The sequence below is a fragment of the Xenorhabdus sp. NBAII XenSa04 genome, from assembly GCF_963866145.1.
Lineage (GTDB): Bacteria > Pseudomonadota > Gammaproteobacteria > Enterobacterales > Enterobacteriaceae > Xenorhabdus > Xenorhabdus indica.
Genome location: NZ_CAWMEB010000047.1, coordinates 1 through 22,200, shown reverse-complemented (window position 1 = coordinate 22,200; position 22,200 = coordinate 1). Strand labels below are relative to the sequence as shown.

23 protein-coding genes and 1 pseudogene are annotated in these 22,200 nt (G+C 43.4%); 8 read left to right on the top strand and 16 right to left on the bottom strand.

Features of this window, described 5'->3' with window-relative positions; genetic code table 11:
* From AAC147_RS02260 to AAC147_RS02215, 10 genes are all read right to left on the bottom strand, one after another.
* On the bottom strand, positions 1 to 543 hold a 543-nt coding region (locus tag AAC147_RS02260), incomplete at its 3' end, for an ISAs1 family transposase (RefSeq protein WP_156115421.1).
* Between the two features lie 32 nt (positions 544 to 575).
* Complete coding sequence (locus tag AAC147_RS02255) at positions 576 to 719, bottom strand: transposase (RefSeq protein WP_081989136.1); 144 nt, start codon at positions 717 to 719, stop codon at positions 576 to 578.
* Between the two features lie 172 nt (positions 720 to 891).
* Entirely contained in the window at positions 892 to 1,116 is a 225-nt protein-coding gene (nqrM, locus tag AAC147_RS02250) for a (Na+)-NQR maturation NqrM (protein WP_047685300.1), read from the bottom strand.
* Positions 1,117 to 1,128: 12 nt separating this feature from the next.
* Entirely contained in the window at positions 1,129 to 2,202 is a 1,074-nt protein-coding gene (locus AAC147_RS02245) for an FAD:protein FMN transferase (protein ID WP_052189765.1), read from the bottom strand.
* Between the two features lie 128 nt (positions 2,203 to 2,330).
* Entirely contained in the window at positions 2,331 to 3,557 is a 1,227-nt protein-coding gene (gene nqrF, locus AAC147_RS02240; RefSeq protein WP_047685297.1) for an NADH:ubiquinone reductase (Na(+)-transporting) subunit F, read from the bottom strand.
* 15 nt (positions 3,558 to 3,572) lie between these two features.
* The gene (gene nqrE / locus AAC147_RS02235) at positions 3,573 to 4,169 is read right to left on the bottom strand and encodes an NADH:ubiquinone reductase (Na(+)-transporting) subunit E (protein WP_038263259.1); all 597 of its coding nucleotides are present in this window, start codon (positions 4,167 to 4,169) and stop codon (positions 3,573 to 3,575) included.
* A gap of 8 nt (positions 4,170 to 4,177) precedes the next feature.
* Positions 4,178 to 4,807, bottom strand: a complete 630-nt coding sequence (locus AAC147_RS02230; protein ID WP_047685294.1) for an NADH:ubiquinone reductase (Na(+)-transporting) subunit D — start codon at positions 4,805 to 4,807, stop codon at positions 4,178 to 4,180.
* A complete protein-coding gene (locus tag AAC147_RS02225) occupies positions 4,800 to 5,594 on the bottom strand; it encodes a Na(+)-translocating NADH-quinone reductase subunit C (RefSeq protein ID WP_047685292.1) in 795 nt (264 codons plus the stop codon). The genes AAC147_RS02230 and AAC147_RS02225 overlap by 8 nt, the downstream gene beginning before the upstream one ends.
* Complete coding sequence (locus tag AAC147_RS02220) at positions 5,587 to 6,825, bottom strand: NADH:ubiquinone reductase (Na(+)-transporting) subunit B (RefSeq protein ID WP_047685289.1); 1,239 nt, start codon at positions 6,823 to 6,825, stop codon at positions 5,587 to 5,589. Before AAC147_RS02220 ends, AAC147_RS02225 begins: the two co-directional genes overlap by 8 nt.
* A 3-nt stretch (positions 6,826 to 6,828) precedes the next feature.
* On the bottom strand, positions 6,829 to 8,172 hold the full coding sequence (locus AAC147_RS02215) for a Na(+)-translocating NADH-quinone reductase subunit A (RefSeq protein ID WP_047685286.1): 1,344 nt from the start codon (positions 8,170 to 8,172) through the stop codon (positions 6,829 to 6,831).
* 430 nt (positions 8,173 to 8,602) lie between these two features.
* Here AAC147_RS02215 and AAC147_RS02210 point away from each other — a divergent pair, with 430 nt between their 5' ends.
* Positions 8,603 to 9,343, top strand: a complete 741-nt coding sequence (locus AAC147_RS02210; protein WP_047685283.1) for a L,D-transpeptidase family protein — start codon at positions 8,603 to 8,605, stop codon at positions 9,341 to 9,343.
* On the opposite strand, the gene AAC147_RS02205 is transcribed toward AAC147_RS02210, so the two are convergent.
* Both AAC147_RS02205 and lpcA read right to left on the bottom strand, forming a co-directional pair.
* Positions 9,314 to 10,081: a class II glutamine amidotransferase gene (locus AAC147_RS02205; RefSeq protein ID WP_047685280.1), complete on the bottom strand. Its 768-nt coding sequence runs from the start codon at positions 10,079 to 10,081 to the stop codon at positions 9,314 to 9,316. The two genes, AAC147_RS02210 and AAC147_RS02205, sit on opposite strands and share 30 nt — an antisense overlap.
* A gap of 34 nt (positions 10,082 to 10,115) precedes the next feature.
* A complete protein-coding gene (lpcA, locus tag AAC147_RS02200) occupies positions 10,116 to 10,697 on the bottom strand; it encodes a D-sedoheptulose 7-phosphate isomerase (protein WP_047685277.1) in 582 nt (193 codons plus the stop codon).
* Between the two features lie 258 nt (positions 10,698 to 10,955).
* Here lpcA and fadE point away from each other — a divergent pair, with 258 nt between their 5' ends.
* A complete protein-coding gene (gene fadE, locus AAC147_RS02195) occupies positions 10,956 to 13,403 on the top strand; it encodes an acyl-CoA dehydrogenase FadE (protein ID WP_047685274.1) in 2,448 nt (815 codons plus the stop codon).
* A gap of 64 nt (positions 13,404 to 13,467) precedes the next feature.
* Here the strand turns inward: fadE and lysA are convergent, their stop codons facing one another.
* Positions 13,468 to 14,766, bottom strand: coding sequence for a diaminopimelate decarboxylase (gene lysA, locus AAC147_RS02190; RefSeq protein ID WP_047685306.1), 1,299 nt, complete (start codon positions 14,764 to 14,766; stop codon positions 13,468 to 13,470).
* 210 nt (positions 14,767 to 14,976) lie between these two features.
* On the opposite strand from lysA, the gene AAC147_RS02185 reads away from it, so the two are divergent.
* Positions 14,977 to 15,906 (top strand): LysR family transcriptional regulator, encoded by a 930-nt coding sequence (locus tag AAC147_RS02185; RefSeq protein ID WP_047685271.1) that lies wholly within the window; start codon positions 14,977 to 14,979, stop codon positions 15,904 to 15,906.
* Here AAC147_RS02185 and AAC147_RS02180 read toward each other — a convergent pair.
* Positions 15,889 to 16,803, bottom strand: a complete 915-nt coding sequence (locus AAC147_RS02180) for a LysR family transcriptional regulator (protein ID WP_047685268.1) — start codon at positions 16,801 to 16,803, stop codon at positions 15,889 to 15,891. The genes AAC147_RS02185 and AAC147_RS02180 overlap by 18 nt on opposite strands.
* A 192-nt stretch (positions 16,804 to 16,995) precedes the next feature.
* Here AAC147_RS02180 and AAC147_RS02175 point away from each other — a divergent pair, with 192 nt between their 5' ends.
* A complete protein-coding gene (locus AAC147_RS02175) occupies positions 16,996 to 17,826 on the top strand; it encodes an MBL fold metallo-hydrolase (RefSeq protein WP_369793168.1) in 831 nt (276 codons plus the stop codon).
* Positions 17,827 to 18,175: 349 nt separating this feature from the next.
* Here the strand turns inward: AAC147_RS02175 and AAC147_RS02170 are convergent, their stop codons facing one another.
* Positions 18,176 to 18,700, bottom strand: a complete 525-nt coding sequence (locus AAC147_RS02170) for a prepilin peptidase (RefSeq protein ID WP_052189763.1) — start codon at positions 18,698 to 18,700, stop codon at positions 18,176 to 18,178.
* Between the two features lie 359 nt (positions 18,701 to 19,059).
* On the opposite strand from AAC147_RS02170, the gene rsmE reads away from it, so the two are divergent.
* From rsmE to ruvX, 4 genes are all read left to right on the top strand, one after another.
* Positions 19,060 to 19,791 carry a 16S rRNA (uracil(1498)-N(3))-methyltransferase gene (gene rsmE, locus AAC147_RS02165; RefSeq protein WP_047685263.1) on the top strand — a complete coding sequence of 244 codons (732 nt, stop codon included), beginning with the start codon at positions 19,060 to 19,062 and terminating at the stop codon, positions 19,789 to 19,791.
* Between the two features lie 9 nt (positions 19,792 to 19,800).
* A complete protein-coding gene (gshB, locus tag AAC147_RS02160; RefSeq protein WP_047685260.1) occupies positions 19,801 to 20,760 on the top strand; it encodes a glutathione synthase in 960 nt (319 codons plus the stop codon).
* Positions 20,761 to 20,870: 110 nt separating this feature from the next.
* On the top strand, positions 20,871 to 21,434 hold the full coding sequence (locus tag AAC147_RS02155; RefSeq protein ID WP_047685257.1) for a YqgE/AlgH family protein: 564 nt from the start codon (positions 20,871 to 20,873) through the stop codon (positions 21,432 to 21,434).
* Complete coding sequence (gene ruvX, locus AAC147_RS02150; protein WP_047685254.1) at positions 21,434 to 21,856, top strand: Holliday junction resolvase RuvX; 423 nt, start codon at positions 21,434 to 21,436, stop codon at positions 21,854 to 21,856. The genes AAC147_RS02155 and ruvX overlap by 1 nt, the downstream gene beginning before the upstream one ends.
* Positions 21,857 to 21,910: 54 nt before the next feature.
* On the opposite strand, the pseudogene AAC147_RS02145 reads toward ruvX, so the two are convergent.
* Positions 21,911 to 22,200 (bottom strand): annotated as a pseudogene (locus AAC147_RS02145) (type IV pili twitching motility protein PilT); the annotation flags it as partial.

Sequence of the window (22,200 nt, the reverse complement as noted above, 5' to 3'; positions counted from 1 at the left end):
AACTATTGGAAGCATGACCTCCGAAAAGGTTTTCCCCTGATTGCCTTTAAGGGACAAAATATAATCGGCTTCACTCTCGCGTAATTGCTGAGCAATCGTGCGTTGGCAGCCCATCACATCAATCGTCACGAGATGTCCTTTCAATGAAAGCATCGATAATAATGCGGGGATGGCCTTAATTTCGTTTGATTTTCCGTCTACGGCACACTGACCTAAGCTGAGCCCTTTCTCAACCGAGAATGCACTCACCACATGTAGTGGGCTTTGTTCAATTTTCTTATCAAACGAATGGCGTAAACTTTTACCATCAATCGCAATGATCGCTCGCTTTTCTGAAGAGACGTCACGAGAAATCCACTGATAAAAATGACGTTCAAAGAGGCCGGGATTTAATAAACTAAAACAGCGCCGGAAAGTATCATGTGACGGAATACCGCCTTTGAGCGGAAGAAATGAACCCAGCCAATCCTTTTTTAGCTGGCCGTACTGTTCAATATCGGTCCAGGCGTTAGCCCCGACAATGACAGCGCATACCGCGATCATCTGCACCCCTCTAAAAATGAAGGAATTATCCACTAAATATTTTCATGCGTAACCCCTGTGTCGATCCCCAATGAACGGGCGACATCGACAACCCGTTGTTGATGGAGGACAATCTGTTGAACCGCTTCCAGCTTAAATTCAGTAGAATATTGGCGTTTGGTTGGCTTCAATTTCATCGTCACACCTCATGGTCATGTTAATGAGATTAGCAGGCTTTTGAGATGTCCGAGATCTTTATACCACTACAGTTTTCTATACACAAAAAAACCCGCTGTTTTGTCTCACAGCGGGCTATCCTTCAAACGCAATTTTTTAACTGGTGGCTGATTTTTTTCAAGAAGAACATCATCAAAGAATGCGGTTTTTCTCCAGTTGCGCATGGCGGACAGCTTCCCTTGCCATACGTTTTTTACGTGCATCACAAGGTTCAGGACAATCACAAACTTTTTCAACACCTATGCTTCCCAAGCCTCCACAACTTCCCTGAATACTTTTGCGCTTAAAGATATAGCCTAATGCCATCCCCACAAAAGCTAGCAGGAAAAAGATAAAGGCTGCGATAAAAATTTCCATAACCTTTTCCTCTTATTTTTTCTGTTGTAACCCGTTGTTTTTATCTTGTAACCTGTTGTTTTTATCTTGTAAATAGTGCTTAAAGGCCGGGCTATAACGTTCTTCAAAACCATCTTTAGTTTTGACTATCATAAAGACCGGAATGTTCAGTTTTTCAGCTAATTCCATTCCCTTAACTGGCCCTAACACATCTATACCCGTAGAAAAACCATCTGCGCTCATACAGGTCGGTGCAATAACCGTAATCGAAACCAGATTATGTCTGATAGGGTTACCTGTTTTAGGATCAATGGTGTGAGAATAACGCACACCATTCTGTTCAAAATAGTTGCGGTAATCACCCGATGTCGCAACAGCCATCTCACCGGGTTCAATAATTTCCTGAGCACTTTGCGTCATTCCACTATCGGATGGCTTTTCAATCGCAATTCGCCACGGCGTACCCTTACCGTTGTTACCTGATGTGCGAACTTCACCACCAATATCAACCATGTAATTCCTGATATTCTGGGAAGTCAGATATTCCGCGATCACATCAACGCCGTAGCCTTTAGCAATGGAGGAAAGATCAACATATAATTCGGGAATGGATTTAATCAGATTATTGCCTTCAACAGATAATTTATCGATCCCAATCCACGCACGGCGTGTTACCCATTCTTCATCTGTTGGCGCCTTAGTCGCTCGTCCTTCCGGCCCAAATCCCCACAAATTCACTAATGGCCCAACGGTCACATCTAAAGCACCATCCGTCAATTGATTAATACGGATAGCTTCCTTAACCACTTTCGCTGTAGCTGCGGATACCGGAAAAGGTTTATTCACTTCACGACTTTGATTAAAACGACTCAATTCAGAATTTGGCCGGTAAGTGGACATTTGATCGTTTACTTCTTCCAATAAACGATCAATCTCTTTTTGCAGTTCTTCCGGGGAAGATACTGACGAATCAGCGACATACTTGATGGAGTAATAAGTCCCCATCGTTTGCCCACTCAGGTTCTGTTGTTCTGGACCACCACATGCTGATAACAGCACGGCCATCAACATCAATACACCCCAGTTGATAATTTTTTTACTCAACATAACTTACTCTTTCTGAATCGTCAGCGCCCACTAAATGTGGGCGCTTATCGTTAAATCAAAGTGTTATATACCCGTCGCTTTCCAATCTTGAAATCCATCGGGTATAGATCATGATCTGATTCAGATCATCAGCCACCGAAATCATCCAGCATAATGTTTTCATCTTCTACGCCAAGATCTTTCAGCATCTTAATGACCGCAGCGTTCATGACCGGAGGCCCACACATGTAGAATTCACAATCTTCTGGTGCTGGATGGTCTTTCAAATAGTTTTCATACAACACATTGTGAATAAAACCTGTATAACCATCCCAGTTATCTTCCGGTAAGGCATCAGACAGCGCAACATGCCAGGTGAAGTTTTCATTTTCTGCCGCTAGCTGGTCGAAATCTTCGGTATAGAACATTTCACGCTTGGATCGGGCACCATACCAGAAAGAGATCTTACGCTTGGAATTCAAACGATTGAGCTGATCAAAAATGTGAGAACGCATTGGTGCCATACCTGCACCACCACCGATGAATACCATTTCAGCATCGGTATCCTTCGCGAAGAATTCACCAAATGGGCCGGAAATTGTCACCTTATCACCGGCTTTTAATGACCAGATGTAAGAAGACATGATACCTGGTGTGACATCAGGGTTTCTTGGCGGAGGTGTAGCAATACGCACGTTCAGCATAATGATGCCATGCTCTTCCGGGTAGTTTGCCATTGAGTATGCACGAACTGTCGGCTCATTGACTTCAGAAACATAGCGGAATAAATTAAATTTATCCCAATCTTCGCGGTATTCCTGCGGTACATCAAAATCAGCATAACGAGCAACATGTGGAGGACATTCAATCTGAATGTAACCACCCGCACGAAATGGTACAACTTCCCCCTCAGGAATTTTCAATTTTAATTCCTTGATGAAAGTCGCTTTGTTATCGTTGGAAATAACTTCACATTCCCATTTCTTAACACCGAAGATCTCTTCCGGCAACTCAATTTTCAGGTCTTGCTTAACATTAACCTGACATGCCAGACGGCAGCCTTCTTTTGCTTCACGCTTGTTAATGTGAGACAGCTCGGTAGGCAGGATATCACCACCACCTTCTTTGATCTTTACACGGCACTGACCACAAGAGCCACCGCCACCACAAGCTGAAGAAACGAAAATGCCCTGATTGGCAAGCATACCCAACAACTTGTCACCAGCGGGAGCTGTGAAACTTTTCTCCTCATCGCCGTTGACTTCAACTTTAATATCCCCGGTGTTCACTAACTTCGATTTTGCGAACAAAATCATTGCTGTCAGCGCCAACACAATCAGGGTAAACATTACTACGCCTAGAATGATTATATCCATGAATTCTTCTCTCCTTTAGAGCTGCACGCCGGAGAAGGACATAAAGCCCAATGCCATCAATCCGGTGGTAATAAAGGTGATCCCCAGTCCTTTCAAACCTGCCGGAACATCCGCATATTTCATTTTTTCACGAATAGCGGCCATCAGAACAATCGCCAGCATCCAGCCCATACCGGAACCGAAACCATATACAATGGATTCACCAAAGTTATAGTCACGCTGCGCCATGAAAGAAACACCACCAAAAATCGCACAGTTCACCGTAATCAACGGCAGGAAAATCCCCAGTGCGTTGTAAAGTGCAGGAACGTAACGATCAAGGATCATTTCCAGAATCTGCACCAGTGCAGCAATCACACCGATAAAGGTAATGAAGTTCAGGAAACTCAGATCAACCCCATCAATCAGGGCTCCATCACGGAGTACCAAATTGTAAACAAGGTTATTGGCAGGAACAGAAATTCCCAAAACAACCGTTACGGCAACGCCCAGACCAAAAGCAGTTTTGACGTTTTTAGATACCGCCAGAAAAGTACACATACCGAGAAAGAAGGATAACGCCATATTCTCGATAAAGACGGCACGGACAAATAAACTGATATAATGTTCCATGTTGTCTGTTACTCCTTATCAACCTGCTCAGGTTTCAGCGTCCGCAGACCCCAAATCAGCATACCAATGATGAAGAATGCACTTGGTGCCAACAGAAACAGACCATTAGGCTGATACCACCCCCCATTTTTAATGGATTCCATCACAGTAATACCCAACAGTTTTCCTGAGCCAAACAGCTCGCGCAAAAAACCTACCAGTAACAGAATGACACCATAGCCTAAACCGTTACCGATACCATCCATGAAACTCTCTACTGGCGGAGATTTCATGGCATAGGCTTCTGCACGCCCCATTACGATACAGTTAGTGATGATAAGGCCAACAAACACAGATAACTGTTTCGAGATTTCATAGGCATATGCCCGCAAAATCTGGTCTACCACAATAACCAACGATGCAATAATCGCCATCTGTACAATGATTCGCACACTGCCTGGAATGTAATTGCGAATCAACGAAATGAAAAAGTTAGAAAATGCTGTTACCAGTGTCACAGCAAGTGTCATCACCAATGCAGTTTCCAGTTTGGTGGTTACAGCCAATGCTGAACATACACCCAAAACCTGTAATGCAATTGGGTTATTATCAAACAGCGGCCCAAGAAGGACGCGTTTTATCTCTTTACTATCAGCCATCTTTCAAGGCTCCCTCACGTACTTTTTTCAGGAACGGGCCAAAACCATTATCACCCAACCAGAAATCAAACATATGCTGAACACCGTTGGACGTCAGAGTCGCGCCAGACAAACCATCTACACCATAAGGATTATCACCCGCGCCACCCCGAACGATTCTGAGCGCCGGAGCACCTTCCAGGTTATAAAGTTTTTTGCCGACCCATTGCTTACGCCATTGTGGGTTGTCAACTTCACCACCCAATCCCGGTGTTTCGCCGTGAGAGTAGTAAGTAATACCGCGAGATGTTACGCCATCCACATCAATGGAAATAAAGGCATACATCATTGACCATAGACCTGAACCATATACCGGCAATACCAACTCAGTCGTTTTGCCATCTCCATCTTTAACCAGATAGATTTCTGCCCTATCAGCACGGCGACGAATTTTCGCCAGATCCTGTTCTGGAGATAAAGCTATGCTGGTTTCATCACTGCGCAGGGCATTATTCAGATCAAAATTACCATCACTTTTTTCGAACGTTGCGGTCTTCAAATCAAGCAATTTTGGCTGGATACGGTTGTTATAAGTGGCTTTAATTTCTGCTGTTGTCATATCTGGTTTTAGCAAACCGGCAACATCCAGAATATTACGCTGTTTATCCAATAGTTTTTGTTCTTGTTGCTGTGCTTTCAAACCTACGGCTGAACCCGCAACGACAATTGAACATACAAGGCACAGCACAAAAACAACAAGAAACGTTCTGCCGATGCTGTCATTATTTTTTGGTTTATCATTAGCCACGGGCTTTTCTCCGCTTAATATTGGCCTGTACGACCAGATAATCGAATAGTGGCGCGAACAGGTTAGCGAACAGAATCGCCAACATCATCCCTTCTGGATAAGCAGGGTTTACAACACGGATCAGGATACACATCACCCCAATCAGGATACCGTATGCCCATTTTCCTTTATCCGTAAATGCAGCAGATACTGGATCTGTCGCCATAAAGATCATACCGAAAGCAAAACCGCCCAGAACCATGTGCCAATACCATGGCATGGCGAACATTGGGTTCGTATCTGAACCAATCGCATTAAACAGGTAGGACATTGCAATCATACCGATCATGACACCTGCAACAATGCGCCATGAAGCAATACGTGCAAACAGAATAATGGCACCACCGATGAAAATCATCAGGGTAGAAACTTCACCAATTGAGCCAGGGATATTACCAAGGAAAGCGTCCATCCAAGTTACAGGCTGGCCTGTGATGGTGTTCATCAAAGCATGCTGGCCCGCATTCGCCCATTGAGACAGTGGAGTTGCCCCGGAAAAACCATCAGCCGCAGTCCAGACCAAATCACCTGAAATTTGGGCAGGATAAGCAAAAAACAAGAAAGCACGCCCCGCCAGAGCCGGGTTAAGGAAGTTACGACCTGTACCACCAAAAATTTCTTTTGCAACTACGACACCAAAAGTAATCCCCAGTGCCGCCTGCCACAATGGCAATGTTGGCGGAACAATCAGTGCGAACAGAATAGAGCTGACAAAGAAACCTTCGTTGATTTCATGTTTGCGGATAATAGCAAATAAGATTTCCCAAAAGCCACCAACCACAAAAACAACAGCATAAATTGGCAGAAAATAGGTTGCCCCCAGTAACATCTTACTGCCCCACCCTGCATCAGGTGTCAGTGATGCACCAAGATACTGAGCCAATATATAATGCCAGTCAGAAGCCAGAACCTGCTGTAATGCCTCTCCATTGTATAGGTGGGTCAATGCAGGTATCGCCTGATTCCCTACATTATACATTCCCCAGAACATGGCCGGAAAAACAGACATCCATACCAGAATCATCATACGTTTAAGATCGATGGCATCGCGGACGTGGGCGGTTCCCTTTGTCACTGTTCCCGGAGTGTAAAAAACGGTGCTGACTGCCTCATAGAGAGGATAATACTTTTCCAGTTTGCCGCCGGCCTCAAAGTGGTGTTCTACTTTCTCAAATAAATTTTTCAGGCCCATGAATTACCCTTCCTGCTCAATCTTAGTCAGCACTTCACGCAGTACCGGACCATACTCATATTTACCCGGACAAACATAAGTACACAGTGCCAAATCTTCTTCATCCAACTCCAGACAACCCAATGCTTGAGCGCTGTCAGTGTCTCCCGCCAGCAAGTCACGAAGCAGATGAGTAGCCATAATGTCCAACGGCATCACCCGCTCATAGTTGCCAATCGGCACCATAGAGCGCTCTCCGCCATTTGTAGTGGTTGAAAAAGCAAAACGTTTCTTTTTCAGGAAGTGACCGATGGTAGTACGGGTAATGGAGAATTTATTAACTCCCGGTGCAATCCAGCCAAACAGTTCTTTTTCACGCCCTTCAGCCAGAACAGAGACCAAAGTGTGAAAACGTCCCAGATAATGATGTACTTCATCTGATTTCATACCACACAGTACAGAACCAGAAATGATGCGATTCTCACCTTCTTCTAGCTGACCTTGTGTCAACTCCAGCAAATCAGCGCCCAGACGGGAACGAACTAGACGTGGTGATTTAACCTGCGGGCCTGCCAGAGAGATTATGCGATCAATATACAGTTCACCGGTTGTGAATAACTTACCGATAGCGATAACATCCTGATATCCCAAGTGCCATACTGCTTTTTGGGCACTGACTGGTTCAATGAAATGAATATGCGTTCCAACCAGCCCTGCCGGATGTGGACCGACAAATTGGTTGTAAGTAATTTGAGAATTGTTCCCTGCATTTGGAATATTTCCAGCACCGTGGCAGACGTGGATTTTTCCTTCTGTCAGTTTTGACAGAATATTCAGACCATCAACAAAGGCCTCTTCCTGCGCCGCAATAACAACAGATGGATCAGCCGCCAGTGGCTGTGTATCTATTGCCGTGACAAAGATTGCCTTTGGTGTGGAACCGGGGACAGGTGAACGACTGAAAGGACGTGTACGCAATGCCGTCCACAGCCCTGATGCGAGCAGGTTTTTTTCTACCTGTTCACGAGTCAGACCAGTAAGTTCTGCACGATCATAACGATCAAATGTGATTTGCTCATCACCGCTAACTTCAATCACGACAGATTGCAGTACACGACGCTCTCCACGTCCAATGGTAACAACTTTCCCACTTGCGGGACTGGTAAAAACGACCCCTGGATTCTTTTTATCTTCAAAAAGAATTTGCCCTTTTTTAACATGCTCACCTTCCTTAACCAGCATAGAAGGACGCATTCCAACATATTCCTCGCCCAATAAGGCGACATGGCGAATCGTCGGACCATCTTCTATAACTTGGGCAGGCGCTCCTGCTATCGGGAGGTCGAGTCCTTTTTTAATTTTAATCATAAGATTTGCACAAGTTTATCAGTTAAATCATATGCTACAGATCATCCTGCGGAATTTCCCTGGGATAATGCAGCGACTTCAGTAATAAAAAACACGTTGAGCGGCATATGTCTCAAATTATTCATGCCGATAATCGTTACAATATTTTCTTAAGTTTCGCCGACAACAATTCTAACATTTCCCCCAAACGCTGTCTGACTAATCGAGTGATTTAGCTCAAGCAAATAAAAATAATTTCTCTGCTGAACCGTTAACTACTCGATAAAGCCGAGCCTAAGCCTCATTTTTCCCGACAAAGGAGCGCTTTTTACGCAATCGATTATTTTATGGGGACCAAATATTGCGGTTATATTTACTCAGCATATTGCCATGACCTGATAACCTTAGACTCAGTATTTCATTAATTTATTAACTTTTAGGTAGCGATGTTATGAAAGAAAAATTTATTTATTTCTCACTCATCTTACTTCTTACCAATATGCCAATTTTTACTCTGGCTAAAGGCGCATTATCAAGGAATAATTCATTAAGTGAACACTCACCATTAAGACAACTTGGCGATGAGATCTTCATTCAAATATTCAAAGAAGAAAAAATTCTTGAACTCTATACCAAAAACAGCACCGGACATTATCAATTAACCCAACGATACCCTGTTTGTAATTACTCTGGTGGTCTTGGCCCCAAGATATTGACCGGTGATTTCAAAAGCCCGGAAGGTTTTTACCATGTCAACCTTAAACAGTTAAAGCCGGATAGCAGCTATTATCGGGCCATTAATTTGGGCTTTCCTAACGAATTTGATAAATACCAAGGTTATTCTGGTAAGAATTTAATGATCCATGGTGAATGTAAATCCATTGGCTGCTATGCCATGACTAATCGTTATATGGATGAGATATATCGATATGCGGAAAGTGCGCTCCATCATGGGCAACGTGAAATTAAGATTAACATTTACCCTTTCAGGATGACGCCATCAAATATGAGACGCCATCACAATAACGTTAATTACTCATTTTGGGAACAGTTACAACCTGCCTATGAATATTTTGTCAAAAGCGGCATACCCGCTACTGTCAATGTCATCAGAGGGCGCTATATTGTTAGCGTAACACCTCCACCTGTTCGGAAAAATCAATCAGAGTATGCGTTCACCAAGGTGAAATAAAGCATAGCTCCCCGGCTCAATTTTATTCCAGGCTTCATTATGCGTTAAAGGCTGAGTTGCGATCACTGATACCACATCATCAGGGTGGGTATGTTGCTGAAAATCAATTTCAATATCCTGATCGAGCAATGTCGCCTTACCGAAAGGTGACCGACGGGTAATCCAATGCAATTGTGTCGAACAATAGGCCATCATAAATTTCCCGTCAGATAACAGCATATTGAACACCCCTTTTTCCCTGAGTTCATCAGCCAATGAGGCAATAAAACGGAACACCGCAGACCAGTTAGCAGGCCGCTTAGGGTATCTGATTGATAATTGGTGCAATATCCAACAAAATGCCCGCTCACTGTCAGTTTCACCAACCGGACGATAATTCCCCGTTTTCAGGTGACGGTATCCTTTCAATTGACCATTATGAGCGTAAGTCCAGTGTCTGCCCCACAATTCACGTGTAAACGGATGGGTATTGACCAGAGATACATTGCCGCGGTTGGCCTGACGAATATGGGCAATAATGGCTTCTGATTTGATCGGATAACCCTGAATAAAGCGGGCAACAGGTGAATGATAACAGGGTTGGTGATCTTTGAAAGTCCGGTAACCCAATCCTTCATAGAACGTGATTCCCCAACCGTCCCTATGAGGGCCGGTATTCCCGCCACGTTGGATCAGTCCACTCAAACTGAAAACAATATCCGTTGGTACATTGGCATTCATGCCAAGTAATTCACACATTGCCTACCTCTAACCTGCACCTGACAATCTGTAATCAGACTCTTACCATTTCTTTTTCAATCAACTGAATCAAAATATGGATCACTTTGATATGAACTTCCTGAATACGATCTGCATAACCGAAATGCGGTACACGAATTTCAACATCTGCGGTTTCTGCCATTTTGCCGCCATCTTTACCAGTCAGCGTAATGACTTTCATCCCTTTTGCGCGGGCAGCTTCAATTGCTTTAATAATATTACCGGAATTGCCCGAAGTCGAAATTCCAAGCAAAACATCACCCTTCTGACCAACGGCCTCAATATAACGGGAAAACACATAATCATAGCCAAAATCATTGCTAACACAGGATAAATGGCTAGGATCAGAAATAGCGATACCAGGATATCCCGGACGATTTTCGCGATAACGGCCCGTCAACTCTTCCGCAAAATGCATAGCATCACAATGTGAACCCCCATTACCACACGAAAGCACTTTTCCTCCCGCCTTAAATGAATCAGCCAACAAAACGGCCGCTTTTTGGATGGCCTCAATATTTGTATTATCGTTGAGGAAATTAGCCAGCGTCTCTGCGGCTTCGGATAACTCATTGCGGATCAGATCTTGATACATGGGACTCATACTCCTGAAAGGAAAGGGCTTCGGGATTAATAACAACAATTACCCAGTGTAACGGATTCCACCCCCTGAAAGAAGATACCATCACATCTCTAAGAACTTCCCCCACCAAAAACTTCAATGACTTTGTGAGCCAGATTGTAATTAAGATGTAAATATATTGATAATTCTCTTTTCCTCATCTAAAAAAGAAGGACATCACAACAGGTCAGACCTCTGACGACTCAACCTGAGATTTACAGGAGTTTTACTATGACCGTCCTCAGCATTATTTTGTTTTTAGTCTTGATTGGCGGGCTTTGTTACCGCAAAGTCAGCCTGACTGCCAGCGGCTTACTGCTTATTGCCTATACATTCATCATGGGTGTTACAGGTCTTTGGAGCTACTGGTTGCTGTTACCACTCGCTATTATCCTGTTCCCCCTTGTCTTTACTCCAACTCGTATCTCTCTATTTTCTGCGCCTGGTCTGAAAGCATTCCGCAAAGTTATGCCAAGTATGTCCAGTACAGAGAAAGAGGCGATTGATGCTGGTACAACATGGTGGGAAGGTGATTTGTTTCGCGGTAACCCTGACTGGAATAAATTGCATAACTATCCAAAACCACAGTTAACCGATGAAGAACAAGCATTCATTAATGGCCCCGTGGAAGAAGCCTGCCGTATGGCAAATGATTTCCAAATCAGTCATGAATTAGCTGACTTACCTCCAGAGCTTTGGGCCTATCTGAAAAAGCACCGTTTCTTTGCCATGATCATCAAAAAAGAATACGGCGGGCTGGAATTCTCAGCTTATGCGCAATCACAAGTTCTGCAAAAACTGGCAGGTGTCTCCGGTATTCTGGCGATAACTGTTGGTGTGCCTAACTCATTGGGACCTGGTGAACTGTTGCAGCACTATGGTACAGATGAGCAGAAAAAACGTTATCTTCCCGGCCTCGCCCGTGGCGAAGAGATCCCTTGTTTTGCTTTGACCAGCCCGGAAGCCGGCTCAGATGCAGGGGCAATTCCTGATACTGGTATCGTCTGTGTGGGCGAATGGCAAGGCGAACAAGTACTCGGTATACGCCTGAACTGGAACAAGCGTTATATTACTCTTGCTCCTATCGCGACTGTATTGGGTCTGGCATTCAAACTGTATGACCCGGATCACTTATTGGGTGAGGCTGAATCATTGGGTATAACCTGTGCCCTGATCCCAACAAATACCCCAGGTGTTGAAATCGGCCATCGTCATTTCCCTTTGAATATTCCATTCCAGAATGGGCCAACCCGCGGTAAAGATATTTTCGTTCCTATCGATTACATCATTGGTGGACCGAAAATGGCAGGACAAGGCTGGCGTATGCTGGTTGAGTGTCTGTCTGTTGGTCGTGGTATTACCCTACCATCCAATGCCACTGGTGGATTGAAAAGCGCAGCTATGGCTATCGGTGCTTACTCTTATATCCGTCGTCAATTCAAACTGCCTATCGGCAAAATGGAAGGTATTGAAGAGCCACTGGCCCGCATCGCAGGTAACGCTTACCTGATGGATGCTGCGGCAACAATGATCACAAGTGGCATTATGCTGGACGAAAAACCTGCCGTTCTGTCTGCTATCGTGAAATATCACTGTACCCACAGAGGACAGCGTTCCATTATTGATGCAATGGATATCGCTGGTGGTAAAGGTATCTGCCTCGGCCCGTCTAACTTCCTGGCTCGTGGTTATCAGGGTGCACCTATTGCTATTACCGTAGAAGGTGCGAATATTCTGACCCGTAGCATGATTATCTTTGGTCAAGGTGCAATCCGCTGCCACCCTTATGTTCTGGCTGAAATAGCCGCAGCAGGAGACAATGATGTCAAAGCGTTTGATAAAGCATTGTTCGGTCACTTAGGACACGTTGCCAGCAATACATTACGCAGCCTGTGGTTAGGTATTACCAATGGCAGAACCAGCAATACCCCAGTCAATGATGCAACGCGTCGTTACTATCAGCACATCAATCGCCTGAGTGCAAACCTGGCCCTAATGTCTGATGTTTCCATGGGGGTATTGGGTGGCAGTTTAAAACGTCGTGAACGTATCTCTGCCCGTTTAGGTGATATTCTGAGTCAACTTTTCCTGGCAACAGCGACCTTAAAACGTTACGAAGATGAAGGTCGCCAAAAAGAAGATCTACCACTGGTTCAATGGGCTGTAGAAGATACCTTGCATCAGGCAGAACAGGCCCTGAACGATTTGCTGCGTAACTTCCCTAATCGTATGATTGCCGGTTTAATGCGAGTGATTATCTTCCCGTTAGGCCGCTCACATACTGCACCATCTGATAAATTGGATCACAAGCTGGCACAGATATTACAAACACCATCCGCAACTCGTGACCGGATTGGTCGTGGGCAATACCTGACACCAAGTGAGCATAATCCTCATGGATTATTGGAAGAAGCATTGCATGACATTATTGCTGCAGAACCTATTCACGCCCGCCTGAGCCGTGAAGCAGGTAAAAACCTGAGTTTCACACGCCTGGATCAGTTGGCTGAAAAAGCATTAGCGGATAATAAGATCACTAAGGAAGAAGCTGATATCCTGAAACGCGCAGAAGTCAGCAGACTGCGTTCAATCAATGTTGATGAATTTGAAGCAGATGCCTTTGCTGTCCCCAATGCAACAAAAAAGTCTAAAAATCAGCAACAGACTGAAGCAGCCTGATGCTGGAATGGTACAGATAATAAATAAGTGCTAAAAAATATGGGGGCTTTATGCCCTCATATTCTTACATCACTTCCAGTGATAACAATTCTTGTATTGTCTGCCGACGTCGAATTAAACGAGGTTCACCATCAACAAACAATATTTCAGGGATCAGAGGCCGGCTATTATAATTTGAGGACATAGATGCACCGTAAGCACCTGTATCATGGAAAATCAGATAATCCCCGACAGAAACATCAGGCAACATACGGGGAATAACCTCCCCCCCTTCCAACTGAGTAAAGACATCTCCTGATTCACATAATGGCCCTGCCACCAACGTTTCCTGTAAGTTTGTCCTTTCGCTGCTCTTACCTTCACTATTTTGCCCATTTCCAGCTAACTCATTTTCAGACAACACAGAAATATGGTGATAACTGCCATACATTGCTGGCCGCATCAAATCATTGAAACCTGCATCTGCCAGCACATAATGGCGACTTCCCATAGACTTTACCGCCCGTACTTCTGTCATCAAAATCCCTGCTTCGGCAAGCAAAAAACGACCAGGTTCAATTTCCAACTCAATATGATGCCCCAGTTGCTGTTCAATACGTTGGCGTGCTTTATGCCATAAACTGTAATAATGGTCGGTATCTACAACTTCTTCACCGATTTTATAGGGGATGGATAACCCTCCTCCTGCCGAAATGGCCTGAATATCCACCCCACACAATACAGCCTGTTCCACCATAGCATCACAAACATTGGCAAGATGTTGGTAATCAACCCCTGAACCAATATGCATATGCAAACCTATCAGGTTCAGTTTATATTGACGAACTTTCTCAAGAGCTAAAGGCAAATCCTGAAACCAGATCCCATGCTTACTGTTTTCACCGCCGGTATTAGTCTTCTGACTATGACCATGCCCGAATCCCGGATTAATACGCAGCCAAACCGGATGGTCAGCCTGACGTTGACCAATCTGTTCCAGCATATCGATAGAGCCTGCATTAACGGGTATATCTAATTCAATTACACGATCCAACGTCTCTTCATTAATCAGATCAGCAGTGAATACGATTTCTGATTTATCACGTCCTGGCTGAAATCCGGCATGAAGCGCACGTTCAATTTCTCCTAATGACACCGAATCCACTTTGATACCTTGTTTTCTCATCAAACGCAGAATATGGGTATTGGAACAGGCTTTTTGTGCAAAACGAATAACATCAAACTGCTTTAACTGTTCGATTTGCCTGATAATGATAGCGCTGTCATATATCCACAAGGGTGTTCCATAAACAGCGGGCAAGCTAAGGAGTTTCTCTGGTGTAAAATTTTTACTTAAAGAAGTGGTAAGAGTTGGTTTTGTCATTGAGACTTTCTCATAAATCAGCCGATGCTTCATTATTGGCACCAATCAGACAGGAATAAAATATCCTTTTCACTATCATCTATTCATCTGTGATATCGCTTTGCTTTCTTTTTAAACGCATTATTATGTGGTATCCAATTTATATGACTTTCAATATAGATAATTGCCTTACGTGAAACAGCAAACCAAATAAAAAGGGGGGGGAAGGTTATGCACACCTGTTCATGGCGACATATAGAGATTTTTCATGCAGTCATGACCACCAAGAATCTGACTGATGCAGCGATTTTATTGAAAACCTCACAACCAACGGTGAGCCGTGAACTGGCACGCTTTGAACAATTACTGAAATTGAAGTTATTTGATCGGATAAAGGGGCGTTTATTCCCAACAGCACAGGGAATAAGACTATTTGAAGAGGTACAGCGTTCCTATTACGGGTTGGAAAGAATACTCAATACGGCAGATTGTATCCGCCAGTTTGAATATGCCCAACTATCCATGACCTGTTTGCCAGTATTTTCCCAATCCTTATTGCCTAAAGCCTGTCATAGCTTTATCCAATCCTACCCTGATGCGCAGCTAACAATCATTCCACAAGAATCACCACTACTGGAAGAATGGCTTTCAGCACAACGCTACGATCTCGGTTTGACTGAACATATGCAGACACCCGCGGGAACCGGACGTGAAACCTTGATGACATTGAATGAAGTTTGTGTTTTGCCCACCAACCATCCACTCACACAAAAAGCGCGACTAGAACCAGAAGATTTTCATGGACAGCCGTTTATCAGCCTCTCTATTACAGATAGCTACAGACAACTGATTGATGCGATATTTAACAAATATCAGGTCTCACGCAAAATGATCATGGAAACTCACAGTGCGGCATCAGTATGCGCCATGATCAGTGAAGGTATTGGTGTATCGATTGTCAACCCACTGACAGCACTGGATTATCTGGATAAAAATGCCGGGCTCTGCATGCGGCCATTCAGTATCGAAATTCCGTTCACAGTCAGCTTAATTAAACCTATTCATCGCCCATCTTCAGAGCCTGTCGAAATATTTATTACTCATTTAAAGCAGCAGGCTGATCTCTTTCCACAAAAATTAGCATTAGCTTTTCAACATTAATTGTTGCCAGTGGGGAGAAGATGCAAACCACTCAACCAGAAAATCCAATAATGCCCGTAAAGTGGCGGGCATATTTTGACGGCTAACATAAATACCGTAAATTCCCATTGCCTGAGGTTGATAATCAGGTAATAGCTCAATCAACTGCCCGGATTTTAAGTAAGGTGAGACGGAATAATAAGGTTGCATAGTGATACCGGCTCCTTGCAATGTGGCTTCCATAAGCACCGTAGATTCATTGGCACTTAACGTCCCACTGACAGGAACTGAATACTGCTGATGTTGTTTTTCGAACAGCCATAAGCTCTTACCAAAAAAGTTATATGTCAGGCAATTATGTTCTGCCAAATCGACGGGTTTTTGCGGGATTATTTTGCCATCTAAATAAGAGGGAGCGGCACAAACAACAGAATGACAAGTCGATAGCGGACGAGCAATCAAATTCGGCTCCAAATTATTGGTAATGCGGATTGCTAAATCAATGCGTTCTTCAACCAATTTAATGACTTTATTATTGACTTGCAGATTAACAGCGACCTGAGGATACTTCCGCATAAATTCAGTAATCGCCACAGACAGTGCGCTGACTCCCAACGATTGAGAGCAACCTACCCTTAATAATCCTTTCAGGGTATGAGCCTCTGCCAATTGCTGAGTTGGCATCGCTTCCGCTAACTCCATTAATTTAAGGCTACGCTGATAAGCCTGCTCTCCCTCTGAAGTCAGACTTATGTTACGCGTTGTGCGATGCAGAAGACGAACTGCTGCCCATCTTTCCATTTCAGATAGGTAACGTGACACCATTGCCCGTGACATATCAAGTCGTTCTGCTGCTGCACTCAAACTGCCCTGTTCAACAATTGTGACAAAAACCTGTGCTGCGGTGATCCTGTCCATCTTGTCTCTGTATCTCCATGTTGATTAGCTCGATATATGCAACAAATAGTTGCCAGTAATGGGATTTTTAAATCGAAATATGCAATTTATTATATGAATCGCTCAAGCAAATAAGCATTTTTGTATAGGAATTCGATGATGGCTCATAAAACAATACGAAATACCGTTCTGGCTGCAACACTCTCTCTGGGAATGGGGACATTAGCCCAAGCTGCCGATCTTAAGTTAGATGTCTACAATCCGGGCAAAGCCGGCATTTTCCCGGTCTCTTCTGAAATCATCAGTGGCAAACATGAAGTTGTACTGATCGATGCACAATTCAAAAAAAGCGACGCTCAAGAACTGGTTAAAATGATCCAGCAGACCGGTAAAAAACTGACAACGATCTACATCAGCCAATCTGATCCTGATTTTTATTTTGGCCTTGATGTGATCACTGAAGCTTTCCCTGATGCCAAAGTGATCGCTTCACCTGAAACGATTAAAGCTATCAAAGAAACCAAAGATGGTAAACTGGTCTATTGGGGGGGCATCCTACAAGATCAAGCACCCCAAAAAATTATTGTGCCTGAACCATTGAAAGGAAATACCTTTACCGTAGATGGTGAAAAACTAATTGTTGAAGGTTTAAATGGCCCTGCCGCAGACCGCACTTTCGTATGGATCCCGAAATTAAAAGCAGTTGTTGGTGGTGTAACTGTTTCTGACAACATCCATGTATGGATTGCTGATACTCAGACCAAATCATCACGCCAGCACTGGATGCAGACATTAGAGCGAATCAAAAACTTGAAACCTAAAACTGTGGTTCCCGGTCATTATCTGGGAAATTCATCAATGACATTGGAATCAGTAAATTTTACCCAAAATTATCTGACTACACTGGAAAAAGAGTTACCAAAAGCAAAAGATTCAGAAGCATTAATTTCAGCCATGAAAAAACATTACCCAAACCTTGCTGATGAATCCAGTCTTGAATTAAGTGCCAAAGTATTGAAAGGCGAAATGAAGTGGCCTCAATAAATTAAAAATATGGGTGTTACGAAAAAAGTAGCACCCATATTTTATTACCAGTCTTAAACCACCGCCTATGGAAGTGGTGATCGTCAGAATAGACATTTCTTGAGTAAGTATTTTCATCTAACATAAGACTCAAAATATCTCACGCTATATTTCACACTACAATTATAAAATTGCAAATATTAAAGAATAAAATGAACTCTCTCAACCATTCTCCCCCACATACTGCTACAGTGACAAGCATAAACATGTTGTGGCTTTTCTTTTTTGATGTATTTCCTGATGTTCAAAAGTTTAAAAGGAGAGGCATCATGTTTAGATTTTATATGATAATTATCTAAGTTTACTAAAACTAAATCACATTAGCCCCATGCAAATTAAAAACCATCAAAAATATGGCAGAAAAACAGAGATAAGGCCCAAAAGCGATAAATTCAGGATAGCTTTTTCTTTTCAGCCAAATTATAACAAACCCTAATAGCCCAGATAATGAAGCCAACAACATCAACATAGGTATCATTTCTATACCAATCCATGCACCAATTGCGGCAGTCAACTTTAAATCACCGTAACCTATCCCCTCTTTCTTCAATGCATACCGACAAAACCAATACAATACCCATAAATATAAATACCCTGATATGGCGCCATATATCGCACTCTTTATTGGAACTACATCACTATGACTATTAAATACCAATCCAAGCCATAATAAAGGTTGAGTGAGAATATCTGGTAGCTGATAAGTTTTTATATCGATCACTGCTAAGAAAAATAAAACGATGCAGAAAAATAAAATTATTACTTCATTTATATTGACGAAGTTATTGAACCATACATTTTTCCCATCCATGAAAATGTTCAATATAGTTTCCATAAAATAACATCCCTGTTATCCCTGCCCTTCTTTCAAGTTGCAACTTTTTAGCTACATCTTGAAACTCACAGGACATACGATACTCCCTATTTATTCTCTGATATTAATCAGAACACGGTGAATACTAAATTCCCGTTTAGGTCATTGGCAATAAAAAATGCATTAAAACAGCCATGATGGAATAAATATGCGAACCAGCTCGCAACTGTACCTTGAGTTTCTTTTAGTCTGAGAGATAGCTTGATCATGCAATCAGCGCTCATTTATCATGGCGATAAATTAACTTTATGATATAGCGTTAGGCTGTATCTGAACGATCTGGAAAGGAACTATCCGGAAAAAAGAAGGAAAGAAAAAATATGCGAATTCCCCGCATCTATCATCCTGAGTCACTCATTGTAGGAACCGTAATCAACCTGAGTGATGATGCTGCCAATCATGTTGGCCGTGTGCTCAGAATGAGTAGTGGACAACAATTGCAACTCTTCGATGGTAGCAATCAGGTTTTTGATGCAGAACTTACTGAAGCCAGTAAAAAAGCAGTCAAAGTGCGCATTCTTGAAGGCAAATTGTCTAACCGCGAATCACCATTGGATCTGCATCTGGGGCAAGTTATGTCCCGTGGTGAAAAAATGGAATTCACAATTCAAAAATCCGTTGAATTAGGCGTTAATATTGTTACGCCATTACTTTCTGAACGCTGTGGTGTGAAACTGGATGCAGAAAGGCTGGGAAAAAAATTACAGCAATGGAGAAAAATCGCAATTTCTGCCTGTGAGCAATGCGGACGTAATCAGATCCCTGAAATCCGTCCGGTTATGACACTCGAAGCATGGTGTGCAGAAAACGATAGTAGCCTAAAATTAAATTTACATCCTCGTGCCAGCCAAAGTATCAATACACTGCCATTACCAGTGAAAAAAGTTCGCCTGTTGATTGGCCCAGAAGGGGGATTATCCGCCGAAGAAATAGAAATGACGGCAAATCACCAATTTACTGATATCCTGTTAGGCCCTCGTGTCCTGCGGACAGAGACGACGGCACTCACTGCAATTACAGCATTACAAGTGCGTTTTGGTGATCTGGGTTAAGGAGAAAGAATGATCAAGCTCGGTATAGTGATGGATCCAATCTCATCCATCAAAATAAAGAAAGACACTAGTTTCGCCATGCTGCTGGAAGCACAGAAACGCGGATGGGAAATCCATTACATGGAGATGAATGACCTCTATCTGCATCAGGGGGAAGGTCGTGCACGAACCCGTTTGCTTACAGTGGAAGAGAACGCTCAACAGTGGTATCAGTTTGGCATTGAACAGGATATAGCCCTTGATACATTGCATGTTATCCTGATGCGCAAAGATCCTCCTTTTGATACTGAATATATCTACGCCACTTACATTTTGGAAAGGGCTGAAGCCAAAGGCAGCCTGATCGTCAACAAACCACAGAGCCTGCGTGACTGTAATGAAAAACTGTTTACCGCATGGTTCCCTGAATTGACACCAGATACTCTGGTAACACGTAGCGCAAGAACTCTGCGTGAATTTCACCAAAAACATGGTGATGTTATTTTTAAACCACTGGACGGTATGGGTGGCGCTTCTATTTTCCGCCTGAAGCAAGATGATCCGAATATCGGTGTGATTATTGAAACACTGACCGAGCATGGCAGCCACTTCTGTATGGCACAAAATTTTCTGCCAGCCATTAAGGATGGAGATAAACGTGTACTGGTTGTTGATGGCGAACCCGTGCCTTATTGCCTGGCCCGTATCCCCGCCCAGGGTGAAACCCGTGGTAACCTTGCAGCAGGCGGGCGTGGGGAAGCTCGTCCACTGTCAGAAAGTGACTGGGCTATCGCACGCGCTGTCGCTCCTGTCTTAAAAGAAAAAGGTTTAATTTTCGTTGGGCTTGATATCATTGGTGACCGTTTGACTGAAATTAACGTTACCAGCCCAACTTGTGTACGTGAAATAGAAGCCGCTTTTCCTGAAATCTCCATTACAGGCATGTTAATGGATGCGATTGAAAAACGATTGGAAAAACAGACAGTATAATCGGTTAAACAGCTTCCATTTCCTGACAGTATTTGCCATTTATTATATGCGCCCACATACTGTGTGGGCCAACTCATTCATATATTGTAAAAATAACTATCAGAAAACACATGAATCTACAGCATCATTTTCTCATCGCCATGCCTTCGCTCACTGATCCTTATTTCAATCGTTCTGTAGTTTATATCTGCGAACATGATCAAAACGGGGCAATGGGGTTAATTATTAATAAACCAATAGCTCAGATTTCTATTCAAAGGATCTTGAAGAAGTTGGATATCGCCCCCGAAGACAGAGACGATAATATCAATCTGAATAAGCCTGTAATGGCTGGCGGCCCACTGTCTGAAGAGCATGGTTTTATTTTACACACACCACAATCCGGCTTCAGTTCCAGCATCCAAGTCTCTGATGAAACAATGGTTACCACTTCCAAAGATATGCTGGAAGCACTAGGTACACCACGCCAACCAAAAAATGTTTTAATGACTCTTGGATACTCAAGTTGGGAAAAAGGCCAACTGGAAAAAGAAATTATGGAAAATAGCTGGCTTACCGTCGGTGCAGAAGCTTCCATTATTTTCAATACCCCTGTTGCCGACCGCTGGCGTGAAGCTGCATCCTTATTGGGAATTAATATCCACAATCTCGCATTACAAGCAGGGCATGCCTGATGAAAAATCGCACAGTAATTGCATTCGATTTTGGTACTCGTAGTATTGGTGCAGCCATCGGGCAGGAAATAACCGGCACAGCCAGAGCATTAGATTCTTTCAAAGCAAAAGAAGGTTCTCCCAATTGGGATATGATTGAAAAGCTCCTGAAAGAATGGCAACCGGATTTGGTCATTGTTGGTTTGCCACTCAATATGGATGGTACAGAGCAACTGGTTACAGCACAGGCACGCAAATTTGCTAACCGTTTACATGGTCGTTTCGGCGTCCAGGTTGAGCTACACGATGAACGCCTAACCACGGTAGAAGCACGATCTCACTTGTTTGATCATGGTGGATATCGCGCCCTTGATAAAGGCAAAGTTGATTCCGCTTCTGCTGTCGTCATTTTGGAAAGCTGGTTTGAGCAACGGTATTCATAGCCCAAAACAGCGATCACTGTGAATTCTGGTCATGATGAGCTTTCCATCATGCCATTATTCCACTAGCAACCCCGACGATTTGCGCTGTTGGCGGCTTTGCTCGTAAGTTTGCATACCGCAGGCAGATCCTGTCTGCATTAATGTTGCTATCTGGTGATTTTTTCCTTCCCTGATCAAATGGCTGACAGCCTGGTTGACGACCAGAACTTCATAAATAGCCACCCTGCTTTCGTTTTTAGCAGGAAGCAATTGTTGGGCAATAACTACCTTTAAACTACCCGCCAGTTGGCTGCATATCCATCCCTTTTCATCGGCGGGAAAAACATCCACCAGACGATCTATGG

Bases quoted from the DNA above. Each gene is read 5' to 3' on its own strand.
- AAC147_RS02255 (WP_081989136.1), bottom strand. From the start codon at position 719: ATGAAATTGAAGCCAACCAAACGCCAATATTCTACTGAATTTAAGCTG.
- AAC147_RS02180 (WP_047685268.1), bottom strand. From the start codon at position 16,803: ATGGACAGGATCACCGCAGCACAGGTTTTTGTCACAATTGTTGAACAG.
- lpcA (WP_047685277.1), bottom strand. From the start codon at position 10,697: ATGTATCAAGATCTGATCCGCAATGAGTTATCCGAAGCCGCAGAGACG.
- AAC147_RS02170 (WP_052189763.1), bottom strand. From the start codon at position 18,700: ATGGAAACTATATTGAACATTTTCATGGATGGGAAAAATGTATGGTTC.
- AAC147_RS02210 (WP_047685283.1), top strand. From the start codon at position 8,603: ATGAAAGAAAAATTTATTTATTTCTCACTCATCTTACTTCTTACCAAT.
- AAC147_RS02230 (WP_047685294.1), bottom strand. From the start codon at position 4,807: ATGGCTGATAGTAAAGAGATAAAACGCGTCCTTCTTGGGCCGCTGTTT.
- lysA (WP_047685306.1), bottom strand. From the start codon at position 14,766: ATGACAAAACCAACTCTTACCACTTCTTTAAGTAAAAATTTTACACCA.
- gshB (WP_047685260.1), top strand. From the start codon at position 19,801: ATGATCAAGCTCGGTATAGTGATGGATCCAATCTCATCCATCAAAATA.
- AAC147_RS02215 (WP_047685286.1), bottom strand. From the start codon at position 8,172: ATGATTAAAATTAAAAAAGGACTCGACCTCCCGATAGCAGGAGCGCCT.
- nqrF (WP_047685297.1), bottom strand. From the start codon at position 3,557: ATGGATATAATCATTCTAGGCGTAGTAATGTTTACCCTGATTGTGTTG.
- fadE (WP_047685274.1), top strand. From the start codon at position 10,956: ATGACCGTCCTCAGCATTATTTTGTTTTTAGTCTTGATTGGCGGGCTT.
- AAC147_RS02185 (WP_047685271.1), top strand. From the start codon at position 14,977: ATGCACACCTGTTCATGGCGACATATAGAGATTTTTCATGCAGTCATG.
- ruvX (WP_047685254.1), top strand. From the start codon at position 21,434: ATGAAAAATCGCACAGTAATTGCATTCGATTTTGGTACTCGTAGTATT.
- nqrM (WP_047685300.1), bottom strand. From the start codon at position 1,116: ATGGAAATTTTTATCGCAGCCTTTATCTTTTTCCTGCTAGCTTTTGTG.
- AAC147_RS02175 (WP_369793168.1), top strand. From the start codon at position 16,996: ATGGGGACATTAGCCCAAGCTGCCGATCTTAAGTTAGATGTCTACAAT.
- rsmE (WP_047685263.1), top strand. From the start codon at position 19,060: ATGCGAATTCCCCGCATCTATCATCCTGAGTCACTCATTGTAGGAACC.
- AAC147_RS02205 (WP_047685280.1), bottom strand. From the start codon at position 10,081: ATGTGTGAATTACTTGGCATGAATGCCAATGTACCAACGGATATTGTT.
- AAC147_RS02245 (WP_052189765.1), bottom strand. From the start codon at position 2,202: ATGTTGAGTAAAAAAATTATCAACTGGGGTGTATTGATGTTGATGGCC.
- AAC147_RS02155 (WP_047685257.1), top strand. From the start codon at position 20,871: ATGAATCTACAGCATCATTTTCTCATCGCCATGCCTTCGCTCACTGAT.
- AAC147_RS02220 (WP_047685289.1), bottom strand. From the start codon at position 6,825: ATGGGCCTGAAAAATTTATTTGAGAAAGTAGAACACCACTTTGAGGCC.
- nqrE (WP_038263259.1), bottom strand. From the start codon at position 4,169: ATGGAACATTATATCAGTTTATTTGTCCGTGCCGTCTTTATCGAGAAT.